This window comes from Rhodococcus sp. NBC_00297, from assembly GCF_036173065.1.
In the GTDB taxonomy this organism is placed as follows: Bacteria; Actinomycetota; Actinomycetes; order Mycobacteriales; family Mycobacteriaceae; genus Rhodococcoides.
This window is the reverse complement of the sequence record NZ_CP108041.1, coordinates 2,618,908-2,644,097: the sequence shown is the minus strand read 5'-3', so window position 1 is coordinate 2,644,097 and position 25,190 is coordinate 2,618,908. Positions and strand designations below refer to the sequence as shown.

Sequence of the window (25,190 nt, the reverse complement as noted above, 5' to 3'; positions counted from 1 at the left end):
ACGCACGGTGTCAGGCGGTCCGGCCGTCGGCGGACGACGCGACCGGTGACGGATGTACGACCCTGTACGCGAGGAACTTCGCAACCTCGCGAGCCGATCGCGCGAGCGCGCGTGGTTCACGCCCCGGCGCACTCGACAGGACGTCCTCGTACATCGACTCGAGTGCCGACGCCAGGACCGTCAACGAGTACCGTCGCCGAGCCAGTTCGAGGCCGTACACACCCAGTTCGGTGCGCAGGGCCCGGTCATCGAGCACGCGCACGATCTCCGGTTCGAAGTCGGCGGCACCGCGCCCTCCCCGGCCGAACCATCCCGCGTAGAGGAACTCGTCGACGGTGTCGGGAGTCAGCAGCTTCCAGTAACCGCCCTCACCCTGCACCACCAGAGGCTTCCCGAACGCGAGACCCTTCAGGGCCGAGCTGCCCATCCCGATCATGACGTCGGCGGCGTCGTACGCCGGCCGCGGATCGAGCAGCTGTCCCGTCACGTGGATCACGGTGCGGCCGTGATCGGCATTGACGATGTCCGCTCGTCGCCTGACCTCGTCGAGACCGGTACCGTCTCCCACGATCACCATCGTCACGCGTCGATCGTGCGCGAGTCGGCCGAGAACGTCGAGGGCGACGAGTGTGCCCTCGAGCTTCTCGAGGTCGGAGGTCAGTCGGCAGACCGTGGTCACCACGATCTCGTCGTCCTCGAATCCGAAGACGGCGCGGGCCGCCGCACGATCACCGGCAGTGTTGAGATCCGTGTCGATGGGCGGCTCGGTGAGTAGCACTCTCTCGTGCACCGCGCGCCTCTGGTCCACCATCTCGCGGGTACTGAGAGTCATGGGCAGATGCCGGGGCAGGAAATCGTCGACGACCATCGACAGCACCGTCATGAGTACGGGCACCCCGAACCTCAGGTGCGGCCCGAACGTCGCCTCCAGGCTCGGACCCCACTCGTACGCATGGATCAGATCGATACGTTCACGTCGGACGATGTCGACGAGCCTCCGGACGGACCCTGGCGACAGGTCCGCGTCGGTTCGTTTGACGATGCGGGGCACCCCGACCTCGTCGACGAGCGGATCGAGGACGCCGTGCGGTGCGTACAGCACCACGTGGTGTCCCATGTCGCGCACCTTGGCGGCCAGCTCTATCGCATTGATCTGGCTGCCTCCCATGGACATCTGGTGCGGTATGACGAGAATTCTCACGGCGTCATCACTTTCTCGACCTCGTTCCGAACTGCGAGCGTCAGTGCTGTGACCAGCGACCGACCGGATTGGTCCCAGGACCCCGGACGGCGCGCGCGCCCCATGGCGCTCGCTCTTCCCGTCACGTCGTGGTGGTCGACGACGTCGCAGAGCGCCGTGGCGAGCGCACCGGGTGTGGGTTGCGCCCACACCACACCGGGATGCACCACATCAGCGCGTGCTCGCGGCGACTCGTTGACGACGGGAACGGCGCCGCACATCGCCATCTCCTCCACCACCAGCGAGATGTTCGTGAACGAGAGCCCTATTCCGCCGACACACGAGTTGTACAGAGCCGCGAGCTCTTCCGGGGTGAGCACACCGTGCTCGACGGCGGGAGCAGACATGGACAACGGACGCGGGCCGATCAGGTGAATGGTCTGATCGGGTCGTCGGGCGTGGAACTCGTCCAGCGCCACGCCGGCCAGAATCGATCCTCGTCGCGCCGTGTCCGGCCTCGAGTAGAAGGCGATCCCGTGACGGGGAGTCGCTCCGCGCACCCGATACGTGTCCGTGTCGCAACCGAACTCGATCACCGAACTGTCGACTCCCACGTTCGTGCGGATCTCGTCGTGCACCATGTGACCCAGCGCCAGAAGGTGGAAGCCGAAGCGGTAGGTGTCCTCCGCCAGTGCGTATTCGCTGCCCGGCGGGTAGAAGTACGGTTCGTAGTCCTGCACGAAGTAGAGTCGCGTTCCGGGGATGTCACCCCGGCCGGCGAGGACGTGCGCCGACTGCCAGGACGTGGCGACGTACGCGTCCGCGACACCGAGGCCGGCGTCGATGTCCTCCACCGCGGCCCGGACATGTGGCCACCTGGCCCTGATCGTCTCTCGATACCGCGCCAGATCCACCCCGTGCGGGTCGTACAGGAGAATTCGGCACTCGTGTCCGGCATCCTCCAGCGCCGCCACCATCCGGAACATCGTCGCGTGTCCCCCGGATGCTGCTCCCGGCGGAGAACACACCCATCCGACCACCAGCGCGTCGGACATCTGCCTCGTGGACGGCGGTGGCAGACGCACCGACGACGAGTCGACGATGTCGCCGACGCGAATCGGGAACTCCAGTCTGTGAGCGCCGGTCCGGTCGTAGAGACGGCGTACCACTCGCTGCGTCAACTCGTGAACCGAGCCCGAGGACACGAGCCTGCCGACGCGGGACGACCTCGTCACGACGACCCCCGGATCGCACTCACCAGTGCGGCGACCACCGTCTGTTGCTGCTGTTCGGTGATGTGCGGGTGCAGCGGCAACGACAGGATCTCACCGGCAGCCGCCTCCGCCACCGGGTGCGCCCCGACCCCACGCCCACGGTGCGCGAGGGCGGGTGTGAGGTGCAGTGGGACGGGATAATGCACTCCCGCACCGATACCCAGTTCGCCGAGACGCGTGACGACACGATCCCGATCCTGGACGCGGACCACGTAGAGGTGCCACACGTCGTCGTTCCCCGACGCCGACTGCGGCGTCACCACCTCGGGCACGTCGGCCAACATCTGCTCGTACCGCGCGGCCGCGGACCTGCGGCGGGTGTTCCAGTCGTCGAGCCGAGTCAGCTTGAGCGACAACACGACCGCCTGCACCGCGTCGAGGCGGGAATTGAAACCGAGAATCTCGTGGTGATACTTCGCCACGCTGCCGTGCGCGCCGAGCATGCGCGCAGTCCGAGCGAACTCGTCGTTCGACGTCACCACGGCACCCGCATCACCCACGGCACCCAGGTTCTTGCCAGGATAGAAACTGGTGGCGGACACGTCGCCCAGCGTTCCGGCCGTCCGTCCACCCCGCCGTGCGCCCTGCGCCTGGGCACAGTCCTCGACGATCGAGATTCCCGCGGCCGCGCACGACGACACCAGGTTCTCCACCGGGGCCACCTGACCGAACAGGTGCACGGGAACGATCGCACGCGTGCGGGGTGTCAGGACCTCCGCACAGGATGCCGGATCGAGAAGCAGATGGTCCGGATCGACGTCCGCGAACACCGTCACGGCACCGATTCGCTCGACCGCCTCGGCGGACGCGACGAAGCTGTTCGCGGGAACCACCACCTCGTCGCCCGGGCCGACCCCCACACTGCGGAGGGCGATCTCGAGCGCGTCGGTCCCGTTCGCCACTCCGATGCAGTGCGTGGAGCCGAGATAGTCGGCGTACGCACTCTCGAACTCCCGGACCGGAGACCCACCGATGAACGCCGTGTCGTCCACGACTCGGCGGAGCGCCGGCCACAACTCGTCGCGGATCTCGCTGATCTGGGCGCCGAGATCCACCAGCGGGATCGGGCCTCCTGCAGGGCGAACTGCGGCGATCGACTGATCGACAGTCGTCATCGAACTACTCCTCGTCTCGGTGCTGCGGTGGTGTTCTCGTCTTTCATCAGGGCGACGACCCATCCGTGCAGGGCTGCGGCGTAGACGCACGCCGCCGCGCCGCCTCCCGTGACCACGGCGAGCCAGGGGTTCGAGATGAGGGACACTGCGGCGAACGCCGCGGCCGCTGCGGGCACGAAGGCCATCAGGGGACGAATCGCCGCACGACCCAGCGCGCCGATGTCCGCCCCTACTCGGTGCACTGCGATCAGATACAGGGGCAGGACGACGACGAGGCCCACCGCGGTGTGCGACCACCCGACACCCTCGATGCCCCCCACACGGGCACCGACGATGCTCGCCGGCACCAGGATTCCGATCCACAGCACCTGGATCGTCAGCACCACGCGCGATGCACCGTGTGCGAGCAGGTAGGTCGCGAAGAGATCGAACATGACTCGCAGCGTCGCGAACACTCCGAGGGCCACCAGGGCTCCTGATGCGTCGGTCCAGCGGTCGCCGTAGAGCACCGAGATGACGGGTGCGGCCATCACGGCGAGCAGCACCCCGGTCGGAAGAGCGCCTGCCCAGGTGAGCGCACCGGCCCGCGCGAGTGCAGCCCGCCGTCCGCCCACACCCCCGGCCTGTTCGGACTCCCGTGCGAACCACGGTAGAGCCACCGCGCGCACGATGGTGCCCATCGCATTGGTCGGCCAGGTGGAGATGTTGAAGGCGAGTGCGTAGAAGCCGAGTGCGACGTCCCCGACGACTCTCGCCACCACGAGGTTGTCGATGCTCACGACCGACCACGACAGCACGTTCGCTGCAGCGATCGGAGCTCCGAACGCCAGGGCCGGCCGCAGTCTCGACCGGTCGAACCCGAAGTGCGGCAGCATGTCCGCACGAAAGAACTGCACGCCCGTCGCACACAGCTGACCCGCGATCCGGGCGATGGCCAGCGACATCGGTCCCACATCGGCCAGTACCAGGACGACGGTCACCGCCGCACTGACGACGAAGTCGGCGGACGCGGCGGCCAGAAGGGACTTCTGATCGAACCGCCGCAACAGGAAGGCGTACGGGACGACGCCCGCCGATGCCAGCGGGATCGACAGCCCGAGCACGGCCACGACCGCCGCCGAGCCCTCGACGGCGAACGTGCGCTCGATCAGAGGTGCGGCGGCGAGAAGCACCAGGGCGAAGACGCACCCGACGACGAGGCTGATGGTCGCCGTCGTCGGTGCGTCGCCGTGCGGGTCCTTCGACCGAACGAGGCCCGAGGACAGACCCAGGTCGGCGATCGAGGTGAGAACCGTCGACACCGTCAAGGCGACCGCGAACACGGCGAAGTCCTCGGGCACGAACATGCGTGCCAGGAAGATGCCCACCCCGAGGCTGCCGAGACGAAGCCCGATCGATCCCACACTGCCCCAGGCGATGGCACCCTTCACCGAATGGTCGTCGGTGATCGTCACGGAACACTCACGGGCGCTGCGCCATCACCGTGACCACACGACGGTGCTCGTCGTCCGTCATCGCGTGGAAGAGCGGCAGAATCAGCGTCGACGCGGTCAGGTGCTCCGTCACGCTCAGATCACCGACGACCGCGTCGCTGCCCTGATATGCGGGCTGCATGTGGGAGGCCATGATGCCCCTGCGCGCCGAGATGTCGTCGGCCGCCAGATCACGGAGATAGTCGTCTCGGCTGCGCGCGGCATCCGGTCCGATCTCGACCCAGAACGACTGGAAGTTCGCCTCCCCGTTCTCGGGATCGGCCACGCATCGCAGACCGCGCACACCGGCGAACGCGTCCCGGTACCGCTGCGCAAGTGCGCGACGCCGCTCGATGACGGCGTCCAGCCTGCTCAACTGGACCAGGCCTACCGCGGCCTGCAGGTCGGTCATGCGGTAGTTGTAGGCCACCTCGGTGTAGGTCTCGGCCGCGGGCAGAGTGTCCTCGTGCCGTGACGCCGCGGATCTGCTGGTGGCGTGCTCACGCAGTGACCGCGCACGGTCGGCCCAGTCCGCACGATCTGTCGTCACCATCCCGCCCTCCCCGGTGGTGAGGATCTTGCGGGGGTGGAACGACCAGGCCGCGATGTCCGCACCGACACCCACGGGGCGACCCCGGTAGGTCGCGCCGGCGCCGCACGCGGCGTCCTCGACGACCACGATGCCCAGCGGGTCGGTGACTTGCCGGATGTGGTCGATCGCCACCGGCACACCGCCTTGATCGACGGCGACGACCGCGCGCGTCCGAGGTGTCAGAACGGCCGCGAGCGTGGTCGCGTCCATGTTGCCCGTCGTCCGGTCGACGTCGGCGAAGACCGGTCGAGCCCCGACGTACCGCACCGCGTTCGCCGTCGCGACGAAGGAGAACGACGGCACGACGACGTCGTCTCCCGGTTCGATCCCCGCCACTACGAGAGCGAGGTGCAGGCCGGTCGTGCAACTGCTCACCGCGACTGCGTGGTGCACGCCCATGCGGCGCGCGAACGCGGCCTCGAACTCCGCCACACGCGGACCCTGTGCGATCCAGCCGGACTCGAGCGCCGCCGTCACTGCGGCGATCTCCTCGGCTCCCAGCCAGGGGCGCATGACGTCGAGCCGAGTCACGTCGTGGACGCCGTCAGACCGGAACCGGACGCCGTCAGGCCCGACACCGCGTGTCGACGCGGTCGCCACCAGTCGACGAGTGCTCGCAGACCGTCCTCCAGTTCGACCGATGCCGAGTACCCGAGATCCACTGTTGCGGAGGATGTGTCGGCCAATCGTCGGGTCACGGCGTTGACCGTCCGGGCCGGCCCGAACTCGATCGGAAGATCCGAGCCCATGACGCGCAGCAACGCCTCCGCCAGCTCCCGCAGGCTCGTCTCACGACCACTGCCGATGTTGTAGACGCCGTCCACGATCGAGGACGATGCGGCAGCAATGTTGGCGCGTGCGATGTCCTCGGTGTACGCGAAGTCCATCGTCTGAGTGCCGTCTCCGAAGATCAGGGGTGAGCGCCCGTCGGTGATCCGCTCCATCCACCGAACGAGCACCTCGGTGTACAGACCGTGGACGTCCATTCTCGGTCCGTAGACGTTGAAGTACCGCAGGGACACGTGATCGGTGCCGTACATGGCGCGGAAACTCCGGAGCATGCCCTCGCCGAAAGACTTCGCCGCGCCGTAGAAGGTGTCGTTGTTGTGGTGATGATGACGCTCCCCGGTCGGGAACGTCTCCGCGAGGCCGTACACCGATGCGGAGGAGGCGGACACGATCTTGTCGACGCCGTTCGCAGCGGCGGCCTCGAACACGGTGAAGGTCCCGTCGACCAATACCTCGAGTGCGAGCCGAGGCTCCTCGGCACACTGTGTGATCCGGATTGCCGCCTGATGGAACACCACATCTGCGCCCGACACCACGTCGTTCACGAGATCGCGATCGCGGATGTCGCCTTCGACGAGTTCGACGCGCGGATCCTCGAGCGATTGCTCCAGGTTCTCGCGACGCCCCCGCGTGAGGTTGTCGAGCGCGATGATTCGAGAGCACCCGGCATCGACGAGCTGATCGACGATGGTCGATCCGATCGTGCCGGCACCGCCCGTGACGACAGCCGTGGCACCGTTCAGTTCGGTCATTCCATGTCCCCGGTCTCGGAATCGACGTGGCGGGGCCGGACGGCCTCACCGTGGTGAGCGGCGCTGTGCGACGCGGCCTCGAGCACCGAGAGCACGCGGAGCCCGGCGGCACCGTCGGTGCGAGCGGGCCGATCCTCCCGGATCGCGGCCGCGAACTCGCCGACCATGAGCCGCAAGGCTTCCGTCTCCGCCAGGGCCGGCACGGTGATGTCGCCCAGCCGGTACGAGACGGCGGCGCGTCGACGGTCGTCCTGGCTGGGCTGTCCCATCGTCACCCCACGGTCGTGGAGCGACACTCGCCGGATCGGGTCGAGGTCGTCCCAGACCAGGGTGCGGTGGCTTCCACCGATCACCATCTGACGAATCTTTGTCGGTGACAACCAGTTCACGGAGATGTGCGCGGACGCACCGTCGCCGATCTCGACGGTGAGGTGCGAGACGCACGACTTCCCGGACCCCAGCGGGTCGGACTCCGTGGCCGACACCCGAGTCGGGGCCAGCCCACCCGGAAGGATGTAGTCGAGCACCGAAAGATCATGCGGTGCCAGGTCCCACAACACGTCGACGTCGGGCTGAATCAGTCCGAGATTGATCCTGGTGGACTCGATGTAGAGGATGCGGCCGAGCATCCCCTTCGCGATCACGTCGTGGATGTACTGCACGGCCGGTGTGTAGCAGTAGGTGTGGTCGATCATCAGGGTCAGGCCGGCGTCGCTCGCCGTCCGCACCATCTTTGACGCGTCCGCAGAGCCAGGGGCCAGCGGCTTCTCCACCAGCACATGCTTTCCCGCGTCCAGAGCCGCCAGGGCGATACTGGCGTGCGTCGCCGCCGGTGTGGCGATGGCCACCGCGTCGACATCGGCGCGCGCCAGGACGGCCTCGACACTGGTCTCCACGTCCACCGTCGACCGCTCGCCGACCACGGCGAGCGCTCGGGACTCGTCACGATCGCATACGGCGACCAGATCCCAGGCCGGGTGTGCCCGAAAGTTCCTGGCCAGGTTCGGTCCCCAGTAGCCGGCGCCGATCACAGCTACTCCGTAACGTCTCGTCATCGTGCCGTGGTGCCCTTCTTCTCAGTCGACGGATCCGAGTCCGCCACCAGGTAGGCGCCGCGAAGACGGAACCATGCTTCCGGACCCTGGACGACGTAGCGACGCGCGAGCCGCCGCGGCTCCATGGCCAGGCGGAACAACCATTCGAGCCCGTGTTCGCTGAAGAAGTGCGGCGCTCGTGAGACCTCACCGGCCATGAAGTCCGCGGCGGCACCGAAGGCGAGCAGCAACCGCGCACCGGTCACGTCACCGAACTCCTCGATCCAGAGTTCCTGGGTCGGCTTACCCAGACTGACGACCACGATGTCGGCGCCGGCCGTCCGGACCTGCTCTGCCATCTCCCGTGCGAGAGTGGGACTTTCGACGGTCGTCCGGTCCGGTTCCCAGTACCCGACCACATCGAGTGCCGGGTAGTCACGACGGAGCCGCTTGCCGAGCAACTCGTGCACCCGAGGAGTTCCCCCGACGAATCCGACGGAATTGCCCATGGTCTCCGCGACACGCAGGATGTCCGGGAGCAGATCCGATCCCGTCAACCTCGGCCACTTGGTCCCGGTCAGGTCGTTCGCCCTGTCGACGATCGGCTGGCCGTCGGCCAGAAGTAGCCACTCGTGGGTCGGGCGCTCGTCCGGCAGGTTGAGGCGCGACCGCTCGATGCCGCCGAAGTGGTGGATGTGGTCGAGATTCACCGACCCGATCGCCAGCGGTTTACCGCCTGCCAGCCGGTCACGAACCATGTCGAGCACGTGCGGCGAACCGCACAGATCGACGCGAGTACCTGCGACGATCATGAGTGCCGTCCGTTGCGGACACGAGTTCACCCGGCCGGGAGGACCGGGCCGGACGAGACGCTGCCCCTGGTGGAGCGGTGCGGGTGCGGGGGTGAGCCGCAGTTCAGTCGGGAGGGACGCATCGTCCGGCGCCCCGAGCGCCGTGGAACCGTTCATGAACTTCCTCGAATGATCAGCCTCGAACTGGACTTGCGGCAGAGCGGCAGGAGCGCGGGGACGAACTGCGTCCGACAGGACTGCAGCGATTCCCTCAGCCGCGAGCAGCACGACAGTTCTCGCGGCGAACTGTGCGGTTCGAACTGTAGGCCGAAACAGTCCACGAATCGCTTTTTGCTCGCTAAATCATTCGTTCGAATGAGAAATACACCGTATCGCGGTACGTATGAATGTATTTCGCAGACACACCACGCACGTGATTGCGCCCGCGCATCCGCGAACTCGAGTTAGGCCCGAAGCCCCCGCCACGCGAGGCTCTCGAGAAGGTCGACCGCCTGGTGCACGTCGATCTCGCCGCCGGCGACCCTGTCGGCCACGGCCTCGCCGGCACCGACCAGGGCGACGGCCATCAGTCCGAAGTTGTGTTCCGGCCGCGGGTCCTTGGTGCTCATCTCGAGCAGCGACGCGGTGAGGCTGATCAACCGATCGCGGCTGCTCTGCACCTGACCGGCGAAGGCCTGCTGGCCGATCGCCTGCCGGTAGAGCACCATCCACGACGAGCGGTGCTCGTCCACGAACGTGAGGAACCCGAGCAATGCCTTGCGCAACTGCTCGCGGGGAGTGAGCGTCGGGTCCGCCGCGGGAGTCATCGCAGCGACGAACTCGAGGCCCTCCCGATGGATGCACGCGGCGAAGAGCTCGTCCTTGCTGCCGTAGTACAGGTACAGCATGGGTTTCGAGATCTCGGCTCGTGCGGCGATGGAGTCCATCGACGTGCTGTGAAAGCCGTTCTCGGAGAACACCTCGATGGCGGCGTCGAGCATCTGCTGCTCACGGACGGCGCGCGGCAACCGCTTGGTTCCGCCTGCCATGCGTCCTCCCCGGAGCTGTCCGCCGTACGACCTCCCGACTCTACGTCACCGTCCGCGGGACAAGTCAGGCGCAGCCGAGGGCTCCCTTGGCCGTAAGGACGGTCCGGGCCGCGTCGTCCACGCGCGCATCGCTCAACTCCCCGGACGCCACGGCCGCCTCGAGACGGTCGAGGACGCTCGGCACCGCGTCGGTGGTGATCCAGAGGGCGACGTCGGCCCCGGCGACGAGAGCGGCCAGGGCCGCGTCCTCGATGCCCAGTCGCGACGTGATCGCCGCCATGCCGGACAGGTCGTCGGTGAAGATCGGGCCGGTGAACGGCGCCGCCCCGTAGCCGGTGCCGTCACGTAGCAGCGCCATCGCGGCGGGACTGATGCTGGCGGGCACGCCCTCCGTCGTCAGGCCCGGAACGTCGAGGTGTCCGACCATGGCACCCACTCCGGTGGACACGAGATCGCGGAACGGAACCAGGTCGCGGGCCTGCAGTTCGGACAGCGGCGGTGTCGTGACGGCGCCGGTGTGCGAGTCGCCGGATCCGGAGCCGTGCCCCGGGAAGTGCTTGATCACGGGCATCACCCCGGCGTCGCGGAGACCGCGCGCAGCAGCTCCGGCGTACGCGACGACGGTGGCGGGATCGTCCGAGTACGACCGGTCACCGATCACCGAGTCGTCGGGCTGGCTGCTGACGTCCACGTCGGGAGCGAAGTCGACGGTGATGCCGAGATCCTTCAGTCCACGTCCGCGCTCGAGCCACATCTCGTACGTCTGCTCGGGGGTCATCGTGGCGGCGGTCTCGCGTGCCGAGGGCACCGAACCGAGCAGGTCGGCTGCCCGCGACACCCGGCCGCCCTCCTCGTCGATCGTCACCATGACGGGCACGGTGGCGGCCGACTGCATGCGATCGACGCCGCCGCCGGTGAGCATCGTCTTGTCGGTCCAGCTGCCCACGAACACACCACCCACCTGCTCGGCGCCCACCACCGCCACGGCGTCCTCGGTCCCGGTGACCCCGACCGTCAACAGCTGGGCGAGCCGCTGCCGCAGCGTCATGGCGTCGATGGCGGTGGCGCACGCATCGGGCGTGGCCGCAGGCATCTCGGACGTCGACACGACCGCCGAGGGAGCCGAGGGCGATGCCGTGGCCGCACCGGTGGTGGTGGGTGCGGGAGCCGCCGCGTCCCCCGTCCCGCACGCCGTCGTGGCGATCGCGCACGTCGCGACCAGGGTCAGAACTCGGCGCAGGTACATACCCGAAACGTTATCGCGTGAGTCTCCCCGCAACCCGACCGCGACGGTAAGATCGTCAGCCACCGCCACAAGCCTGGAGGCTCTCATGTCGTGTGACGTCATGTTGATCGCGTACGACGGTTCGGACAATGCGCGCAGGGCGGTGGACTACGCCGGCAGATTCCTCCAGGCGAAACGCGCCATCGTGCTCACCGCGTGGGAACCGATGGTGCGACAGGCGGCCCGCATGTCCGGCCTGTCCGGAGTGATGGCGCCGGAGTGGCTGCCGGACGAGCAGACCGAGGACATCGCACTCGCCGACGCGAAGGTCACCAACAGCGAGGGCCTCGAGCTGGCCGTCCGCGCCGGCATCAACGCCGACGGGCGCTGCGAGGAGTCGCACTCCGCCATCTGGACCACCATCGTCGAGACGGCGGACGAGGTGAACGCCGACATCATCGTCACCGGGACACGCGGCCGGACCGGTCTGCGGTCGCTGCTGCAGTCGTCCTGTGCCGATCTCGTGCTCAAGCACAGCCATCGCCCTGTACTGATCGTGCCGCCCGGCAGATGAGTGACGGGCAGGCCGGAGGCCGGTCGAGGTGAACGGGTAGGCCGGAGGCCGGTCGAGGTGAACGGGCAGGCCGGAGGCCGGTCGAGGTGAACGGGCAGGCCGGAGGCCAGTCGAAGTGATAGGTTCTGCTCGTGAAATCCGCAGCGATCAGTGCCGTCATCGGCGTCGTGCTGGGAGTGGCCGTGGTGTTCGGCGCCACTGCCGCCGCCTCGTCCGACACCCGCCCCGAGGTCGATCGTTCCGGTAACGCCGAGTCCTCCCTCCTCAACCAGGTCGAGTACGGCAGCCGCTGACGTCCGATGCTCCCGTCACCGCGCCCGTAGGGGCCCGGTGGCGTTTCTTCTCCGCGGTCGGTGCGCTGATCCTGGCGTTCCTGCAGGCTCCCGGCCTCACCGTCGCCGACACCAAGTACGACCTGACGCAGAACCCGCTGGGGTTCCTCTCGCGTGCGTCCCATCTGTGGACGTCCGACGCCACCTTCGGACAGGTACAGAACCAGGCGTACGGCTACTTCTTCCCGCACGGGTCGTTCTTCGCCCTCGGTGACGTGCTGGGGCTGCCCGGGTGGGTGACGCAGCGCCTGTGGTGGGCGGTGCTGATCTTTCTCGGGTTCTGGGGTGTCCTGCGGTTGTGCGAGGCCCTCGGGGTCGGGAGCCGCGGGTCGCGGGTGGTGGGTGCGCTCGCGTTCGTCCTCGCTCCGCGGGTGATCACCACCCTGGGGTCGATCAGTTCCGAGTCACTGCCGATGATGCTGGCACCATGGGTACTGATCCCCCTGGTCCGCGTCTTCTCCGGCCGCTCCGTGAGCATTCCGCGCGCCGCCGCGTGTTCGGCGCTGGCCGTCGCGGCGATGGGTGCCGTGAACGCCGTGGCGACGGCGGCGGCCACCCTCGTGGCGATCGTGTGGTGGCTCGCGCACAGGCCGGACGCCCGGTGGCGCCGGTTCTCGCTGTGGTGGATCGGGTGTCTCGTCGCCGCGACGACGTGGTGGCTGGTTCCCCTCTTCATTCTGCGCGGCGTCAGTCCACCGTTCCTCGACTACATCGAGTCGGCCGGCACGACGACGCAGTGGGCCTCGCTGGTGGAGGTCCTGCGCGGCACGAGCAGCTGGACACCGTTCGTCTCGCCGGAACGCATCGCCGGCGCTGTGGTGGTGACACAACCCGCCGCGGTGATCGCCTCTGCCGTCGTGGCCGCGGCGGGAATGGCCGGGCTCTGCATGCGGTCGATGCCGGCACGCGGTCGGCTGACCCTGGTGCTGCTGATCGGGCTCGTGGGCATGACCGCCGGGTACGTCGGCGGACTGGCCTCCCCCGTCTCCGAGCAGGTGCGACTGTTCCTCGACACCTCCGGTGCGCCGCTGCGCAACATCCACAAGCTGGAACCGGTGATCCGACTGCCGTTGGCGCTGGGCCTCGCACAGTTGCTGGCGCAGGTGCCGCTGCCGGGTTCGGTGCCGTCGCCTCGCTGGCGTCGCGCGGCGTCGCACCCGGAACGGGAGCCCCTCGTCGCTTTCGCCGCACTCGTCCTGGTGGCACTCACCGTCTCGACCTCGCTGGCCTGGACCGGGCGGCTCGCGCCGCGGGGCGCATACGAGGCCGTTCCGGCCGAATGGTCCGACGCGGCGGGCTGGTTGGCCGACCACGCGGGCACCGGAGCCGAGGAGTCCCGCGCGCTCGTCGTTCCCGGTGCGCCCCTGGCCGCTCAGCTGTGGGGGCTGACGCGGGACGAACCGTTGCAGGCGTTGGCGGCCTCGCCGTGGGCCGTCCGTGACGCGGTCCCGTTGGTGCCGCCCGGCGCGATCCGCGCCCTCGACTCGGTGCAGCGGCTTCTCGCGGACGGCAGACCGTCCGACGGACTCGCCGACACGCTGGCATCGATGAACGTCCGCTACTTGGTGATGCGCAACGATCTCGACCCCGAGACGTCGCGTTCGACCCGGACCTCGCTGGCGCACCAGAGCATCGAGAACTCGCCCGGGCTCGAGCGGGTCGCGACCTTCGGCGACGACATCGGGCCCGGACGGGTGGACGGCATCGTCGCCGACTCCGACCTGCGCCCCACCTATCCCGCGATCGAGATCTTCGAGGCGACACCCGGCACCCCCGCCGTCGACGGCCCGTACACGGTGGTGGCCGACGACGTGCCCCGAGTGCAGGGCGGGCCCGAGGTCCTCGCTCGCCTGAACGAGCACCGCGAGCGCGGCGGCCTGGACCCGACTCCGGCGGGACCGGTACTTCTCGACGGCGACGCCCGGGCCGCCGGGCTCACGGTCGACGACGTCCTGGTGACGGACACCCCGATGAACCGCGAGGTCGACTTCGGCTCCGTCGACGATCACAGCAGCGCCCTGCGCACACCCGACGATCCCCGCCGCACACTCAATCTCGTGCCCGACTATCCGGTCGACGGTGCGCCGCTGGTCGAGGGCGCGTGGTCCGGTGCCCGGGTGTCCGTCTCCTCCTCGGCATCGGACGCCACCCAGTTCGGCGGCGCCTCGCCCGGCAACGGTCCGGCGGCGGCCGTCGACGGCGACGCCGCGACGAGTTGGGTGAGCAACGGCCTCGAGAGCTCGGTCGGTCAGTGGATCCAGCTCGACCTCGATCGCCCGGTGCAGTCCGGCCTGCTCGACTTCCGCACCAGCCCCGGCGCTCTGGGATCACCGGTGAAATGGGTCGAGATCGAGACCGACAACGGGACCGCAGCCGCACGCATCACCGAACCGGGCGATCCGGTGACCGTCTCACTGCCTGCCGGCACGACGACGCGGATCCGGGTGACAGCCACCGAGACCGAGAACGGTTCGGTCGGAGCACAGTTCGGCGTCAGCGACCTTCGCCTCACCGATTACACGGATCCCGATGCGCCGACACCGGTGGTCGTCCGGCACCTCACGGAGATGCCGGCTCCGGCCGACGGCGTCACGGTGACGGGATGGAATCTGACACAGGAGCTTCCGGGCCGGACAGGCTGCGTCGACACGCCCGATCGAGTGCGCTGCGCGGGTGGCGTGGCCGTCGAACCCGAGGAACTCGACAGTTTCCAGCGCACGCTCTCGGTTCCCAGTGGCACGGCGGTGACTCCCGAACTCTGGCTGCGCTCGCGTCAGTCGTCCGCGCTGGAGGATCTCCTGCAGGACGCCACACGTCCGCGGGCTCGGGGTGCGGCCGAGGTCACCGACGTCCGGGGGTCGACCTTCGCCCTCACGGACGGCGACGACCGCACGTCCTGGACCGCGAGTCAGGACTCGATCGAGGGCCGGGCCGGAACGTATCCCACCGTCACTCTCGAACTGCCGCAACCCGTTTCAATCGACGGGCTCGACGTTGCCCAGAGCCTCGGCGCACTGCCGTCTCATCCGACCAAAATCGCGGTGAACCTCGGGACCGGCCCCCAGGTCCGCGACGTCGACGCGGACGGCGACACCAGAGTGTCCCTCGAACCGGCGGTGACCGACCGGATCACCGTCTCGCTGCTGGACTGGGACGACGTACTCGACCGCACGGCACTGGGATTCGACCAGGTACGGCCTCCCGGTCTGGCCGAGATCACGGTGCTCTCCGGATCCGGTACCGCGTCCGCGGGGGCGGCGTTCGATCCCGACCGCCCGATCGTGACGTCGTGCGCGACCGGCCCCACCCTGACCATCGCGGATCAGCTCGTCCGCACCGCCGTCTCGACGACGGCCGGGGCGTTGGCCACCGGCGCACCGATCCGTGCGTCTCTCTGCGAGGGCGATGTCCCCGTCGCGGCGAACGTCTCCAATCCTGTTCCGCTGCCCTCGGGTTCGCAGTCCGTGTCGGTGGACCCGGGCGACGCCTTCGTCGTCGACAGCGTCGTGCTGCGCACGGCACCGCTCGCTGCGTTCCCCCACACCGGCCCCACGCCCGTGGCGGTCACCGCGGACGAGTGGACCGCCGACTCCCGCCGCGTCGTCGTGACCGGGTCCTCGACTCAGCGCATTCTCGTGGTGCCCGAGAGCACCAACCCGGGATGGGTGGCCACGCGCCCGGACGGAGAGGTGCTCGCCCCGGTGATCGTGAACGGGTGGCAGCAAGGGTGGATTCTCCCCGCCGGCCTCTCGGGCGAGGTGACCCTGACGTTCCCCGCCGACACCTGGTACCGCACGGCGATCGTCGCGGGCCTGGCGCTTCTCGCGGCTCTGGCCGTGATGACGATGCGGCGCCGCCCGTCGGACCCCGCGACGGCACCGACACCCACCTGGCAACCCGCCCTCGTCGGCCACGCGGGGCTGTTCGCCGCCGTGTGGGTCATCGGTGGGCCCGCCGCACTCGGCTGGCTGGCGGTTCTCACCGTCGCGGTCGCCGCCGTCGACCATCGCTGGGGAGCCCGTGTCCGCGGTCGTGTGCTCGTCGCGATCGCGGGGCTCGGACTCAGTGTCGCCGGGGCGATGCTGTCGACCGGCCCCTGGCGTGATCCCGACGGCTACGTCGGCCACTCGGCCGTCATTCAGCTCGCAGCGCTGGCATCCGTCGGCGCCGTGGCGCTCGCGGCGCTTCCCTCGTTCGCCCGGATCCGGTCGGCCCTGCGCGCTTCCCGTCGACGCAGTGCGACACGGACCGGCTCCTCCACCAGCGCGTAGCTCGCCGCGGCGACCGGCAGCGTCAACACGACCGTGGCACCGGCGACGAGGAGGAACTGCCCGCCGAACGGGGACACCCCCAGCACAGGGAACACCACGGCCAGCACCGCGAGGTGCCAGATGAAGATGCCGTAGGACCACCGGCCGATCATCAGCGCGAACGGACCCGACAGCCACCGGGTACGGACACCCGTTCCGACGGCCAGGGGCGCGATGAGACAGAACGCGACGACGGCGCCCAAGGCCACCTTGACCGCGAACTGCCATGCCGCCGGCGTCGTGAGGTCCTGCGCGCCCGCGATCGGTGTCGACGACGCCGCGAAGGCCACCGCCGCGATGCCGGTGAGCAACCATCGTCGGCTCGCGATCCGGACGACCAGCGGGACAGCGGGCAGGTCGGAGACCGGTCGGGACCGACCGGGCAGGTCGGAGTCTGATCGGGTCTCGCGTATCGCCAGCTCGGCAGCAGCCTCGGCCACCACCATCCCGGCCGCGAACCACGCCAGGTAGCCGGGCAGCCAGTTCTCGATATTCACGCCGTCCGCGGTGGAGATCGGGAGAAAGGTCCACCCGAGCGACAGGGCGGACACCCCGACCAGCACCGGCGTGCGCAGACGGGCTCGAGGTCCGCGGAGCGCGGCCATGGCGACCCCGATGAACGGGAGCAGCAGATAGAACGCCACCTCGACCGACAGCGACCACATCTGGGTCATGCCCTGCGTCAACGTCAACGGGACGAACACCTGCACGAGGGTCAGGTTGGCGATCCACACCCGGACGCCACCACCCGCACCCGGCAGCAGGGCCAGCACGACGACGACCACGAGCCAGTACGCGGGCAGGATGCGTGCCGCGCGGTGCACCAGATAGGTACGGACGGACGGCCTCGGCCGCGAGCCGCGCGCGGCGGCCGCGTGGGGTCGCCACAGCAGGAACCCCGAGAGCGCGAAGAACACGGCCACCGCGAGATCGAGACGGCCGAGCAGCGGGCCCACGAGGGGTGTGCCCGTCGATCCCGTCTGGAACGCGACGTGGGTCAGCAGCACGCCGACGGCCGCGAGACCGCGCATCCCCTCGAGCGCGGGCACGAATCCGCCGATGCGCGGATCGACGCGGGCCTTCTCTGCAGTGGTCATCGTCAGGAGAGTCTGCCGCATCGCACCCGAACTCGGAGCGGCCCAATACGTTAGTGTTCGACCCATCACGGCCGGTATGCACTGACAAGTGCAAATGCACAAAGGGGACCTCCAGTATGGCGAACAGATCCACACCGACGCGTGTGATCCCGCCGATCCTCATCGGGCTCGGAGCTTTCTTCCTGGTCATCGCGATCCTGATCCCGCTGTACACGGTCGGGCGCCTCGAGAAGACGCCGCTGGACCTCGAGATCACCAGCGTGTCCACCGGCACCGGGTCGGTGCTCGATTCGCGTTCGCTCACAGCGGGTTCCGCCGTCGTGGATCAGAACGTCCCCCTGATCTCCCAGCGCTTCGTCACCACGGAGGAGCCGTCGAACTCCGACGTCATCACCGTGCAGGCCGGCTCGTCGCTGCGACGCACCGATCGACAGGGTGACACCGGTCTGCTCACCGCGACCGTCGACCGCGTGAGCCTGGACCGCGTGTCCTCCATGCCGGTCGACCCGGTCGGATCCATCCAGAGCCAGGCCGACAAGCCGGCCGAGGAAGTGCCGCACACCGGACTGCAGTACAAGTTCCCGTTCGACTCGCAGAAGCAGACCTACCCCTTCTTCGACACCGTGGCCCGCGAGAGCTACGACATGACCTTCGTCGAGGAGACGCAGATCGAGGGCGTCACGGTCTACCACTACACGCAGACCATCCCCGCGGTGGACCTGTCCGCCGTCGTCCCCTCGCCGGCCAACAAGCTTGCTCTCCCCGCGAGCACGTGGGGCGTCGACGGCGGCGCCACGCCGATCACGATGACGCGGTACTACGAGAACACCCGGGACATCTACGTCGAGCCCGTCACCGGCGTCATCGTCAAGGGCCAGGAGGACGTGCACCAGTACTACGCACGCCGCGCCGGAACTCCCGAGGTGGACGTCGTCAAGGCCGTCATCGGCTTCGACGACAACACCGTCACCTACCAGCTCGGTCGCGCACAGGACGGCAAGGACCAGATCGCCCTGATCGGCCGCACCGTGCCGATCGTCGCCGGCGTTCTGGGCGTCATCCTCCTGGCAGTCGGCATCGTGCTGCTCCTGCGCGGCGGCCGCACCACCCGCGGAACACGTCCGGTGGCCGACGGACCCACGACCGGACCTCGTACCTCCGGCGCCGGTTCACCCGCACCGGACCACGACTGGACGACGGACCGTACCGAGGAGATTCCCCGCACGAACCTCCGCAAGGACTGACGCCTCCGGCCTTCAGGTCATGAATCGGCCGGCCTCCGGCCTTCCCGTCAGGGAAGTAGCAGCGTCACTCCTGCAGACTCACCGAGGGCGTCCAGCGCGAGCTGGGCGTCCTCGAGTCGTCTGCGGCCTCCGATCATCGATTCCACGGCGGCGTGCGGGAGAGTGCGCAACAGTTCGGGGTACTCGTGGGCGGCCAGCCCGTGGCTGCCGAGCACGTCGATCTCCCGTGCGATCACCACGTCCATCGACACGTGCCCGCCGCCCGGAAGCAACCCGATCTGCACGTGCCGACCGCGCCGTCGCAGACCCCTGATCGCCTCGTCCGCCAACCCGGCATGCCCGGAGCACTCCAGCGCGACGTGCATGTCGTCGACCGGCGTCTGCACCGTCCGAGCTGCTCCCAGTCGGCGTGCCAGGTCCAGCGCCGAGGTGGAGCGATCCACTGCCGTCACCTCCGCGCCGGCCCCGGACGCGATGATCACCGCGGACAGGCCGAGCCCACCGCACCCGTAGACGGCGACGCGCTCGCCTGCCACTACACGGGCGCGGCGATGAACCGCCCGCCATGCGGTCGCGTACCGGCATCCCAGAGTGGCGGCCGCGTCGAACGACACCTCGTCCGGCAACGCGATCAGGTTGGTCGAGGCGTACCGGACGGCGACAAACTCGGCGTACGACCCGTCGTGGGTGAACCCGGGCTGTTCCTGACGGGGACACACCTGGTGGTCGCCGGCAGCGCACGTCGGGCACGACCCACACGCACACACGAAGGGGGTGGTGACGCGACGACCGATCCAGTCGCGGTCGACGTCCGCACCCACGGCGACGACCGTTCCCGCGAACTCGTGGCCCGGAACGAACGGCAGTCGCACGTCGCCGTCGTGTCCCTGCCAGGCATGCCAGTCACTCCGGCACACCCCGGTGGCGGCCACCCGGATCACCGCACCGTCGGGAGCCGCGTCGGGACGGTCGATCTCCCGCACGGTTCCCGGTCGGCCGAACTCCTCGATCACCAATGCACGCATGCACCGACACTACTGTCGAACGACCGGCCTCCGGCCTGCCCGCTACCCAGCTAGGCAGGCTCCGCCACCGTGTTGGTCACCGACCCGATGCGCTCGACCTCGAGGCGCACCACGTCGCCCGGCCGCACCCAGCGGTCGAGTTCCATCCCGCACCCCGACGGCAAGGTCCCCGAGGTCAGCAGCTCGCCGGGGCCGATGCTCTCGGACCTGCTGGCGTAGGCGAGTCCGTCCACCAGCGACCACCGGCCGCCTCGTGTCGACGTCTCCGACCACACCTCGCCGTTGACGGTGACGGTGCCGCGCAGATCGGTCAGGTGCGGCAGGACCTCGTCCGCGGTGACCACCTCGGCACTCATGGAACTCCCGAACGTCTTGGTCTTCACGACGGGTCCGAAGGGGCCGTTGCGCTGCTCGTCCCACTGCACGTCGCGCGCGCTGAAGTCGTTGAACACCACGAAGCCGCCGATCGCCGCTTCCGCTTCGGCCGTCGAGGCGCTGACGACGGGCCGGACCACCAGGGCGCCGAACTCGAGTTCGAAGTCCAACAGCTCGGTGTACGCGGGCCACGACATGGGGTCGCCGTCGCCGACGACGGAGAGGTGATTGCCCGTGTAGTAGATCGGGTGCTCGACTGCCGCGGCGCCCGGCCGCAGAGGCGGGAACGGCTTCCGCGCGATCGCCTGGAACGCCTTCGCCAGTGGCACGACCGCGGGAAGGTTGCGCCGCACCATCTGCTCGGCCGCCTGGTGCCAGTGCTGGTCCCACCCCGCGAAGCAGCGAAGCGATCGCGGCTCGAACGGCAGGGAGGCGAAGGACGTCGACGCAGTGGCGGTCCCGGCGGTGACGGCCTGGTCCACGAGATCGCGCGCCACGTCGCGAGCACGCTCACCGGCACCGAGGAACTCGACGATTCCGCTCGGAAGTTCCTCTCCACCAGCAGCTCTCAGATCGACCCACGTTCCCGTGGTCTCGTGCAGCACGTCGATCCCCGTCATGCCCCTACGCAGCCTCACGGACCCACCCCCCGGATTCGGTCATCCACCGATCCAAGCACACGGACACGCCCGAGCGCGCTGGTCGAGACCACAACAGATGCGACCGCAGCGCATGCCGCGGCCACGACGACGAGCTCGGTCGCGCTGTCGACGATCGTCAGCACGAGGACGGCCTCGACCAGCAGCACGGTCCACGCCGCCAGCGCCGAGCGCGTGTCGCCGCGGGCCACGGCCGCCAGGAGACCGCACTGCACCACGGCCAACAGCGCGCCCTGCGCGGCGAACAGCCACAGCAGGTACTGCACCGGCGCGTAGTCCGCGCCCATCACCAGCGGAACGATCGGCCCGACGATCGCGGCACCCACCACCACGACGGATCCGACGCCGAGCAGCACCAGCAGGGCGGTGCGGACCGCCGACGCCGACCGACGCGGATCCGCCATCCTCGGGTACAGCACCACGCCGACCGACTGCGGGAGCCAGAAGGCGGCCTTCGCGGCGACGGCGCCGAGCGCGTAGACACCCGCGGCCTCCGGGTCGAGGACGCGTCGGGCGAGCAGGAGGTCGACCGAGGACAACGCGACGATCACGAGTTGGACCTGCGATGCGGCGAGCACGTCACGCCAGGTCCCGGCCGCGGCGGGCCGATCGTGCTCGTCCGTCTGCTCGGCGCGGTCGACGACGATGCGCGCGGCCAGCGCCATGACCGCAGTCCCCACCGCACCCGCGACCAGGGCTGGTCCCACACCTCCGCCCAGCACCAGGGCGGTCACGGCGGGCACCACCTTCGCCAGGCCGCTCGCCGCGAGCACACCGCCGAGGGCACCGAAGCGCGAGTCTCCCTGCAGCAGACCCTGTTCCGTGGCCAGCAGCACGAGGAACGGCGCCGTCACGACGGCCGCCCCCGTGGTCACGACATCGGTGTGGAGCAGAGCCGCCACGACGGGAGTCGCGACGACGGCGAGACCGGCGACGACCACGGCGTACAGGTGTCCGAGCCTGCGGGAGGCAGCCACCGAACGACCGCGCACCCGGTCACGCGCCACGACGGTCTGCAACGCCAGCGCCGGCACCGCGAGTACCAGCTGGGCGGCGAGCAGCGACGCGAAGACCCCGTAGCCCTGCGGCCCGAGCACACGCCCGGCCGGGAGGTGCAGCAGATACGAGGCGATGTTCGCCGCCATCGACCCCGCCGTCACGATGCTCACCCCGGCCACCACGGTGGAGGTGCGCGCAGGGATCATGCCCTCATGATCGCAGGGTCGAGCAGGACAGCCGGGGCGTGGTCCCTCGCCTGGTCCGTCGTGCTCACCGGTGTCGTCCTCGGCCCGCTCCTGCGTGTGCTGCTTCCGGGTGGCGGCCACCTACTGCTGCGTGACGCGGTGTCGACGCCCCGGTCGTATCTCACCGACTCGGCCCTGGGCCTGTCCGACTCGGCAGCTCGGGCGGTTCCCCAGGACGCCGTCGTCGCGGTCGCCACCACGGTCGTCGACGGCGGTGTACTGGTCGTCGGACTGCTCGCTCTCGCTCTGATCGCCGCCGGGTGGGGCGCCGCGCAGATGACGGCGCGAGTGCTCGGCGGCGCCTCGACCGGCCCTCGTCTGGTGGCCGCCACGGTGGCCGTGTGGAACCCCTATGTGGCCGAACGTCTGCTGCAGGGACACTGGAGCCTGCTCGTCGGCTACGCGGCTCTCCCCTGGACGGTCGTCGCGACCATGACCCTCCGCGACCGCGGTGACCTGCGGTCCGCTGCGCCCCTCGTGCTGTGTCTCGGCATCGCCGGGCTGACCCCGACAGGCGTGCTGCTCTGCGCCGTTCTCGCCGTGGTGGTCCTGGCCGCATCGGGAGGGGCACGCCGCGTACGGCGGCTCGTCGTCGTGGCTGTCACCACTGTGATCGTGTCGCTGCCCTGGCTGGTGGCCACCGCCGTGTCCGGGGCCGGTACCGGCGCCGATCCGGCGGGTGTCGCGGCCTTTGCGGCGCGGGCCGAGCCCGGACTCGGGACGATCGGAGCGCTCGCCGGTCTGGGCGGCATCTGGAACGCGGACGCGGTTCCCGGCAGCCGAACCAGCCTGTTCGCCGTCGTCGGCACCGCCGTGCTGCTCGGCCTGGCCGCCGCCGGACTCCCCCGTCTGCGCCGGACCGCATCGCCCGTGGTCGCGACGCTCCTGCTCACCGGCGCCGTGTCCGTGGTGCTCGTCGCCCTCGCCGCCACCCCGATCGGGCTCGACGTCGGCCGATGGGCCGCCGAGTCGGTACCCGGTGCCGGGCTGTTCCGGGACGGTCAGAAATGGGTCGCCCTGTGGATGCCGGCACTCGCCCTGAGTGCAGGCGCCGCGGTCGATCGACCCGGTCGCGGCGGGACACGTCCCCGGCTCGCAGCCGTGTCCGCCGCCGCCGCGCTGCTCGTCGTCCTGCCTGATCTGGCATGGGGGGTGCACGGCGCGCTGCGTCCGGTCGACTACCCCGCCGGGTGGTCCTCGGTGATCGACGGTGTCGGACCGTCCGACGCTCTCGTGGCCGTCCTGCCGACAGGTACCTTCCGCCGGTTCGACTGGTCGGGCGAGGCACCGGTCCTCGATCCCGCTCCGAGGCTGCTGGACGCCGATGTGCTCGGCACCGGAGATCTCCCGGTGGGCGGGACGGTGGTCCGGGGAGAGAACACCGTCGCGGGGCGAGTCGAAGGCCTGCTCCTGGCCGGTGCCCCGGCGAGCGACCTCGCCGCACTCGGAGTCGGGTGGATCCTGGCCGAGAGGTCGGCGGGCGAGAGCGGGAACTCCGCACGCACCCTCGCGGGCCTGGAACCCGTGTACGCGGACGCCGATCTCACGCTGTACTCACTCGCTGATCCGGCACCTCGTCCACGCTCGGATCGTCTACCGGCGATCGTCGCTCATCTGCTGTGGGCGGCCGCCGTCCTGATCGCGGCGTTCGTCGCCGTCACGAGAGCGCGTCGCACCCAGACTCGCTGATTCCGGACCGGCCGGCCTCCGGCCTTCCCGCGACCACCTACCGACCGGCCTCCGGCCTTCCCGCGACCACCTACCGACCGGCCTCCGGCCTACCCGCGACCAGCCCGGACACCGCTCGGCCGTGTACTCGCTCGCGCAGCACCGACTCCACCGCTCGCGCGCACCACGTCCACGAGAACTCCCGGGTCCGCAGCCGCGCCTTCTCCCCGAGCTGCCGACGGAGATCGCCGTCGTCCAGCAGGGTCCGCACCGCGTCGGTCAGTTCGTCGACGTCGGAGTCGCGGCTGAGCCACTCGTCGCCCACCAGGACGCCGGTGACGCCGTCCACCACGGAATCGGTCAGCCCCCGAGAATGCCGGTAGCCGACGGTGGGGACACCGTGCTGAGCTGCCTCGACGACGGCGAGTCCCCACCCCTCCTTCCGGGACGGGAGCACGTGGATCCACGACTGCGACAGGATCTGGTGCTTACGGGTCTCGGACACGTGACCGTGGAAGGTCACGGCGTCGGCCACGCCACGCGCGCGGGCGTGGTCGCGCAGGTTGTCGTCCCACCACCCACCGCCGATGACGTCGAGGCGCAGGGCGGGCGTCGCATCGCGCAGCGCAGCGACGACGTCGATCGCGTCCTCGATCTGCTTGTGCGGGACGAGCCGGGACAGAACGGCCAGCGTCGGGGCGTCCGCACGCGTGTCCGGATCGCCCACCGTGACGGAACCGGGAATGTCGTCGACACCGTTGCGGACGACGGCCACCCTCTCGCGGTCCACACCGAGGGCGATCAGCTCGTCCGCCGAGGGAAGCGACACCGTCAGGTACTGCGAGCGTCGATGGACCCGCGGCGACAGCCTGGACTCGATCCACCATCCCAGCCGCGCCATGACCGCACCGGCCACCGGCCATTGCTCGCGGTGACAATGGTGGACCAGCACGGTTACGGGAGCCGCCGTCACGAGTCGCGCGAAGAACGGGATGCCGTTCTGCGTGTCGATCACCGCGTCGGGCTTCAGACCCGCCAGGGGACCGAATCCGAGCCGCCCGGCGAGGAGCGCTCCGAGTGCTCGCGGATAGACCGTCAGGCGCCCGCCGCCGCGGCTGACGCGCATACCGTCGATCGTGTCCGACGCTGGTGCGCCGGGGTAACCGGCCGTGCGCAGCGTGACCTTGATGCCTCGCGACGCCAGCCCTGCCCCCACGTGCTCGAGGTAGCGCTCGCTACCACCGCCCTGTGGATGGCCACTGTCACGCCAACAGAGCAGCAGCACCTCACGTAACTCGGTCATCTGCTGTCACCCCCGTGACGGTTCTCGGTTCTTCGACGTCGTCAAGTATGCCGTCGTCCCGCCGCACGATCACATCGGAGAGGCTC

General features: G+C 69.5%; 19 protein-coding genes and 1 pseudogene. 5 read left to right on the top strand and 15 right to left on the bottom strand.

Translation table 11 applies throughout. The features are described 5' to 3' along the window. Nucleotides 1-10 precede the first annotated feature (10 nt). The 10 genes from OG947_RS12590 to OG947_RS12545 all read right to left on the bottom strand — a co-directional run bounded on the left by OG947_RS12590 (nt 11) and on the right by OG947_RS12545 (nt 11,294). Entirely contained in the window at nt 11-1,201 is a 1,191-nt protein-coding gene (locus OG947_RS12590; RefSeq protein WP_328811094.1) for a glycosyltransferase, read from the bottom strand. Then, the gene (locus OG947_RS12585) at nt 1,198-2,415 is read right to left on the bottom strand and encodes a rhamnosyltransferase WsaF family glycosyltransferase (protein WP_328811093.1); all 1,218 of its coding nucleotides are present in this window, start codon (nt 2,413-2,415) and stop codon (nt 1,198-1,200) included. The genes OG947_RS12590 and OG947_RS12585 overlap by 4 nt, the downstream gene beginning before the upstream one ends. Continuing rightward, on the bottom strand, nt 2,412-3,569 hold the full coding sequence (locus OG947_RS12580) for a DegT/DnrJ/EryC1/StrS family aminotransferase (protein ID WP_328811092.1): 1,158 nt from the start codon (nt 3,567-3,569) through the stop codon (nt 2,412-2,414). Before OG947_RS12580 ends, OG947_RS12585 begins: the two co-directional genes overlap by 4 nt. Then, nucleotides 3,566-5,023: an oligosaccharide flippase family protein gene (locus OG947_RS12575; RefSeq protein ID WP_328811091.1), complete on the bottom strand. Its 1,458-nt coding sequence runs from the start codon at nt 5,021-5,023 to the stop codon at nt 3,566-3,568. Before OG947_RS12575 ends, OG947_RS12580 begins: the two co-directional genes overlap by 4 nt. Nucleotides 5,024-5,030: 7 nt before the next feature. Beyond that, entirely contained in the window at nt 5,031-6,164 is a 1,134-nt protein-coding gene (locus OG947_RS12570; protein WP_328811090.1) for a DegT/DnrJ/EryC1/StrS family aminotransferase, read from the bottom strand. Continuing rightward, complete coding sequence (locus tag OG947_RS12565) at nt 6,161-7,174, bottom strand: SDR family NAD(P)-dependent oxidoreductase (protein ID WP_328811089.1); 1,014 nt, start codon at nt 7,172-7,174, stop codon at nt 6,161-6,163. Before OG947_RS12565 ends, OG947_RS12570 begins: the two co-directional genes overlap by 4 nt. Continuing rightward, nucleotides 7,171-8,229 (bottom strand): Gfo/Idh/MocA family protein, encoded by a 1,059-nt coding sequence (locus OG947_RS12560; RefSeq protein WP_056441280.1) that lies wholly within the window; start codon nt 8,227-8,229, stop codon nt 7,171-7,173. Before OG947_RS12560 ends, OG947_RS12565 begins: the two co-directional genes overlap by 4 nt. Then, nucleotides 8,226-9,020, bottom strand: coding sequence for a WecB/TagA/CpsF family glycosyltransferase (locus tag OG947_RS12555; protein WP_328811088.1), 795 nt, complete (start codon nt 9,018-9,020; stop codon nt 8,226-8,228). The genes OG947_RS12560 and OG947_RS12555 overlap by 4 nt, the downstream gene beginning before the upstream one ends. Before the next feature lie 443 nt (nt 9,021-9,463). Further along, entirely contained in the window at nt 9,464-10,048 is a 585-nt protein-coding gene (locus tag OG947_RS12550; protein ID WP_027506190.1) for a TetR/AcrR family transcriptional regulator, read from the bottom strand. 64 nt (nt 10,049-10,112) lie between these two features. After that, the gene (locus OG947_RS12545; protein ID WP_222637973.1) at nt 10,113-11,294 is read right to left on the bottom strand and encodes a glycoside hydrolase family 3 N-terminal domain-containing protein; all 1,182 of its coding nucleotides are present in this window, start codon (nt 11,292-11,294) and stop codon (nt 10,113-10,115) included. A gap of 85 nt (nt 11,295-11,379) precedes the next feature. On the opposite strand from OG947_RS12545, the gene OG947_RS12540 reads away from it, so the two are divergent. The 3 genes from OG947_RS12540 (at nt 11,380) to OG947_RS12530 (ending at nt 16,450) form a co-directional block, all read left to right on the top strand. Continuing rightward, nucleotides 11,380-11,847: a universal stress protein gene (locus tag OG947_RS12540; RefSeq protein ID WP_027506188.1), complete on the top strand. Its 468-nt coding sequence runs from the start codon at nt 11,380-11,382 to the stop codon at nt 11,845-11,847. 131 nt (nt 11,848-11,978) lie between these two features. Further along, nucleotides 11,979-12,140, top strand: a complete 162-nt coding sequence (locus OG947_RS12535) for a DUF2613 domain-containing protein (protein ID WP_231476388.1) — start codon at nt 11,979-11,981, stop codon at nt 12,138-12,140. Then, entirely contained in the window at nt 12,137-16,450 is a 4,314-nt protein-coding gene (locus tag OG947_RS12530) for an alpha-(1->3)-arabinofuranosyltransferase (RefSeq protein ID WP_328814017.1), read from the top strand. Before OG947_RS12535 ends, OG947_RS12530 begins: the two co-directional genes overlap by 4 nt. Before the next feature lie 17 nt (nt 16,451-16,467). On the opposite strand, the pseudogene OG947_RS12525 reads toward OG947_RS12530, so the two are convergent. Further along, a pseudogene (locus OG947_RS12525) lies at nt 16,468-17,586 on the bottom strand (acyltransferase family protein); the annotation flags it as partial. Between the two features lie 116 nt (nt 17,587-17,702). Between OG947_RS12525 and OG947_RS12520 the strand changes: the two are divergent. Next, nucleotides 17,703-18,830 carry a DUF3068 domain-containing protein gene (locus OG947_RS12520; protein WP_056441268.1) on the top strand — a complete coding sequence of 376 codons (1,128 nt, stop codon included), beginning with the start codon at nt 17,703-17,705 and terminating at the stop codon, nt 18,828-18,830. 47 nt (nt 18,831-18,877) lie between these two features. On the opposite strand, the gene OG947_RS12515 is transcribed toward OG947_RS12520, so the two are convergent. The 3 genes from OG947_RS12515 to OG947_RS12505 are packed head-to-tail and all read right to left on the bottom strand — an operon-like array spanning nt 18,878 to nt 22,094. Further along, on the bottom strand, nt 18,878-19,855 hold the full coding sequence (locus tag OG947_RS12515) for an alcohol dehydrogenase catalytic domain-containing protein (protein ID WP_328811977.1): 978 nt from the start codon (nt 19,853-19,855) through the stop codon (nt 18,878-18,880). Between the two features lie 50 nt (nt 19,856-19,905). Then, nucleotides 19,906-20,868 (bottom strand): fumarylacetoacetate hydrolase family protein, encoded by a 963-nt coding sequence (locus tag OG947_RS12510; protein WP_328811976.1) that lies wholly within the window; start codon nt 20,866-20,868, stop codon nt 19,906-19,908. Next, nucleotides 20,865-22,094 (bottom strand): polysaccharide biosynthesis protein, encoded by a 1,230-nt coding sequence (locus OG947_RS12505; protein ID WP_222637969.1) that lies wholly within the window; start codon nt 22,092-22,094, stop codon nt 20,865-20,867. Before OG947_RS12505 ends, OG947_RS12510 begins: the two co-directional genes overlap by 4 nt. A 6-nt stretch (nt 22,095-22,100) precedes the next feature. Between OG947_RS12505 and OG947_RS12500 the strand changes: the two genes are divergently transcribed. After that, nucleotides 22,101-23,822 (top strand): hypothetical protein, encoded by a 1,722-nt coding sequence (locus OG947_RS12500; RefSeq protein ID WP_328811975.1) that lies wholly within the window; start codon nt 22,101-22,103, stop codon nt 23,820-23,822. Between the two features lie 70 nt (nt 23,823-23,892). On the opposite strand, the gene OG947_RS12495 is transcribed toward OG947_RS12500, so the two are convergent. Further along, on the bottom strand, nt 23,893-25,104 hold the full coding sequence (locus tag OG947_RS12495) for a glycosyltransferase family 4 protein (RefSeq protein WP_328811081.1): 1,212 nt from the start codon (nt 25,102-25,104) through the stop codon (nt 23,893-23,895). Between the last annotated feature and the right edge of the window lie 86 nt (nt 25,105-25,190).

Bases quoted from the DNA above. Each gene is read 5' to 3' on its own strand.
- OG947_RS12515 (WP_328811977.1), bottom strand. From the start codon at position 19,855: ATGCGTGCATTGGTGATCGAGGAGTTCGGCCGACCGGGAACCGTGCGG.
- OG947_RS12545 (WP_222637973.1), bottom strand. From the start codon at position 11,294: ATGTACCTGCGCCGAGTTCTGACCCTGGTCGCGACGTGCGCGATCGCC.
- OG947_RS12550 (WP_027506190.1), bottom strand. From the start codon at position 10,048: ATGGCAGGCGGAACCAAGCGGTTGCCGCGCGCCGTCCGTGAGCAGCAG.
- OG947_RS12540 (WP_027506188.1), top strand. From the start codon at position 11,380: ATGTCGTGTGACGTCATGTTGATCGCGTACGACGGTTCGGACAATGCG.
- OG947_RS12520 (WP_056441268.1), top strand. From the start codon at position 17,703: ATGGCGAACAGATCCACACCGACGCGTGTGATCCCGCCGATCCTCATC.
- OG947_RS12580 (WP_328811092.1), bottom strand. From the start codon at position 3,569: ATGACGACTGTCGATCAGTCGATCGCCGCAGTTCGCCCTGCAGGAGGC.
- OG947_RS12555 (WP_328811088.1), bottom strand. From the start codon at position 9,020: ATGATCGTCGCAGGTACTCGCGTCGATCTGTGCGGTTCGCCGCACGTG.
- OG947_RS12565 (WP_328811089.1), bottom strand. From the start codon at position 7,174: ATGACCGAACTGAACGGTGCCACGGCTGTCGTCACGGGCGGTGCCGGC.
- OG947_RS12495 (WP_328811081.1), bottom strand. From the start codon at position 25,104: ATGACCGAGTTACGTGAGGTGCTGCTGCTCTGTTGGCGTGACAGTGGC.
- OG947_RS12560 (WP_056441280.1), bottom strand. From the start codon at position 8,229: ATGACGAGACGTTACGGAGTAGCTGTGATCGGCGCCGGCTACTGGGGA.
- OG947_RS12500 (WP_328811975.1), top strand. From the start codon at position 22,101: ATGATCGCAGGGTCGAGCAGGACAGCCGGGGCGTGGTCCCTCGCCTGG.
- OG947_RS12505 (WP_222637969.1), bottom strand. From the start codon at position 22,094: ATGATCCCTGCGCGCACCTCCACCGTGGTGGCCGGGGTGAGCATCGTG.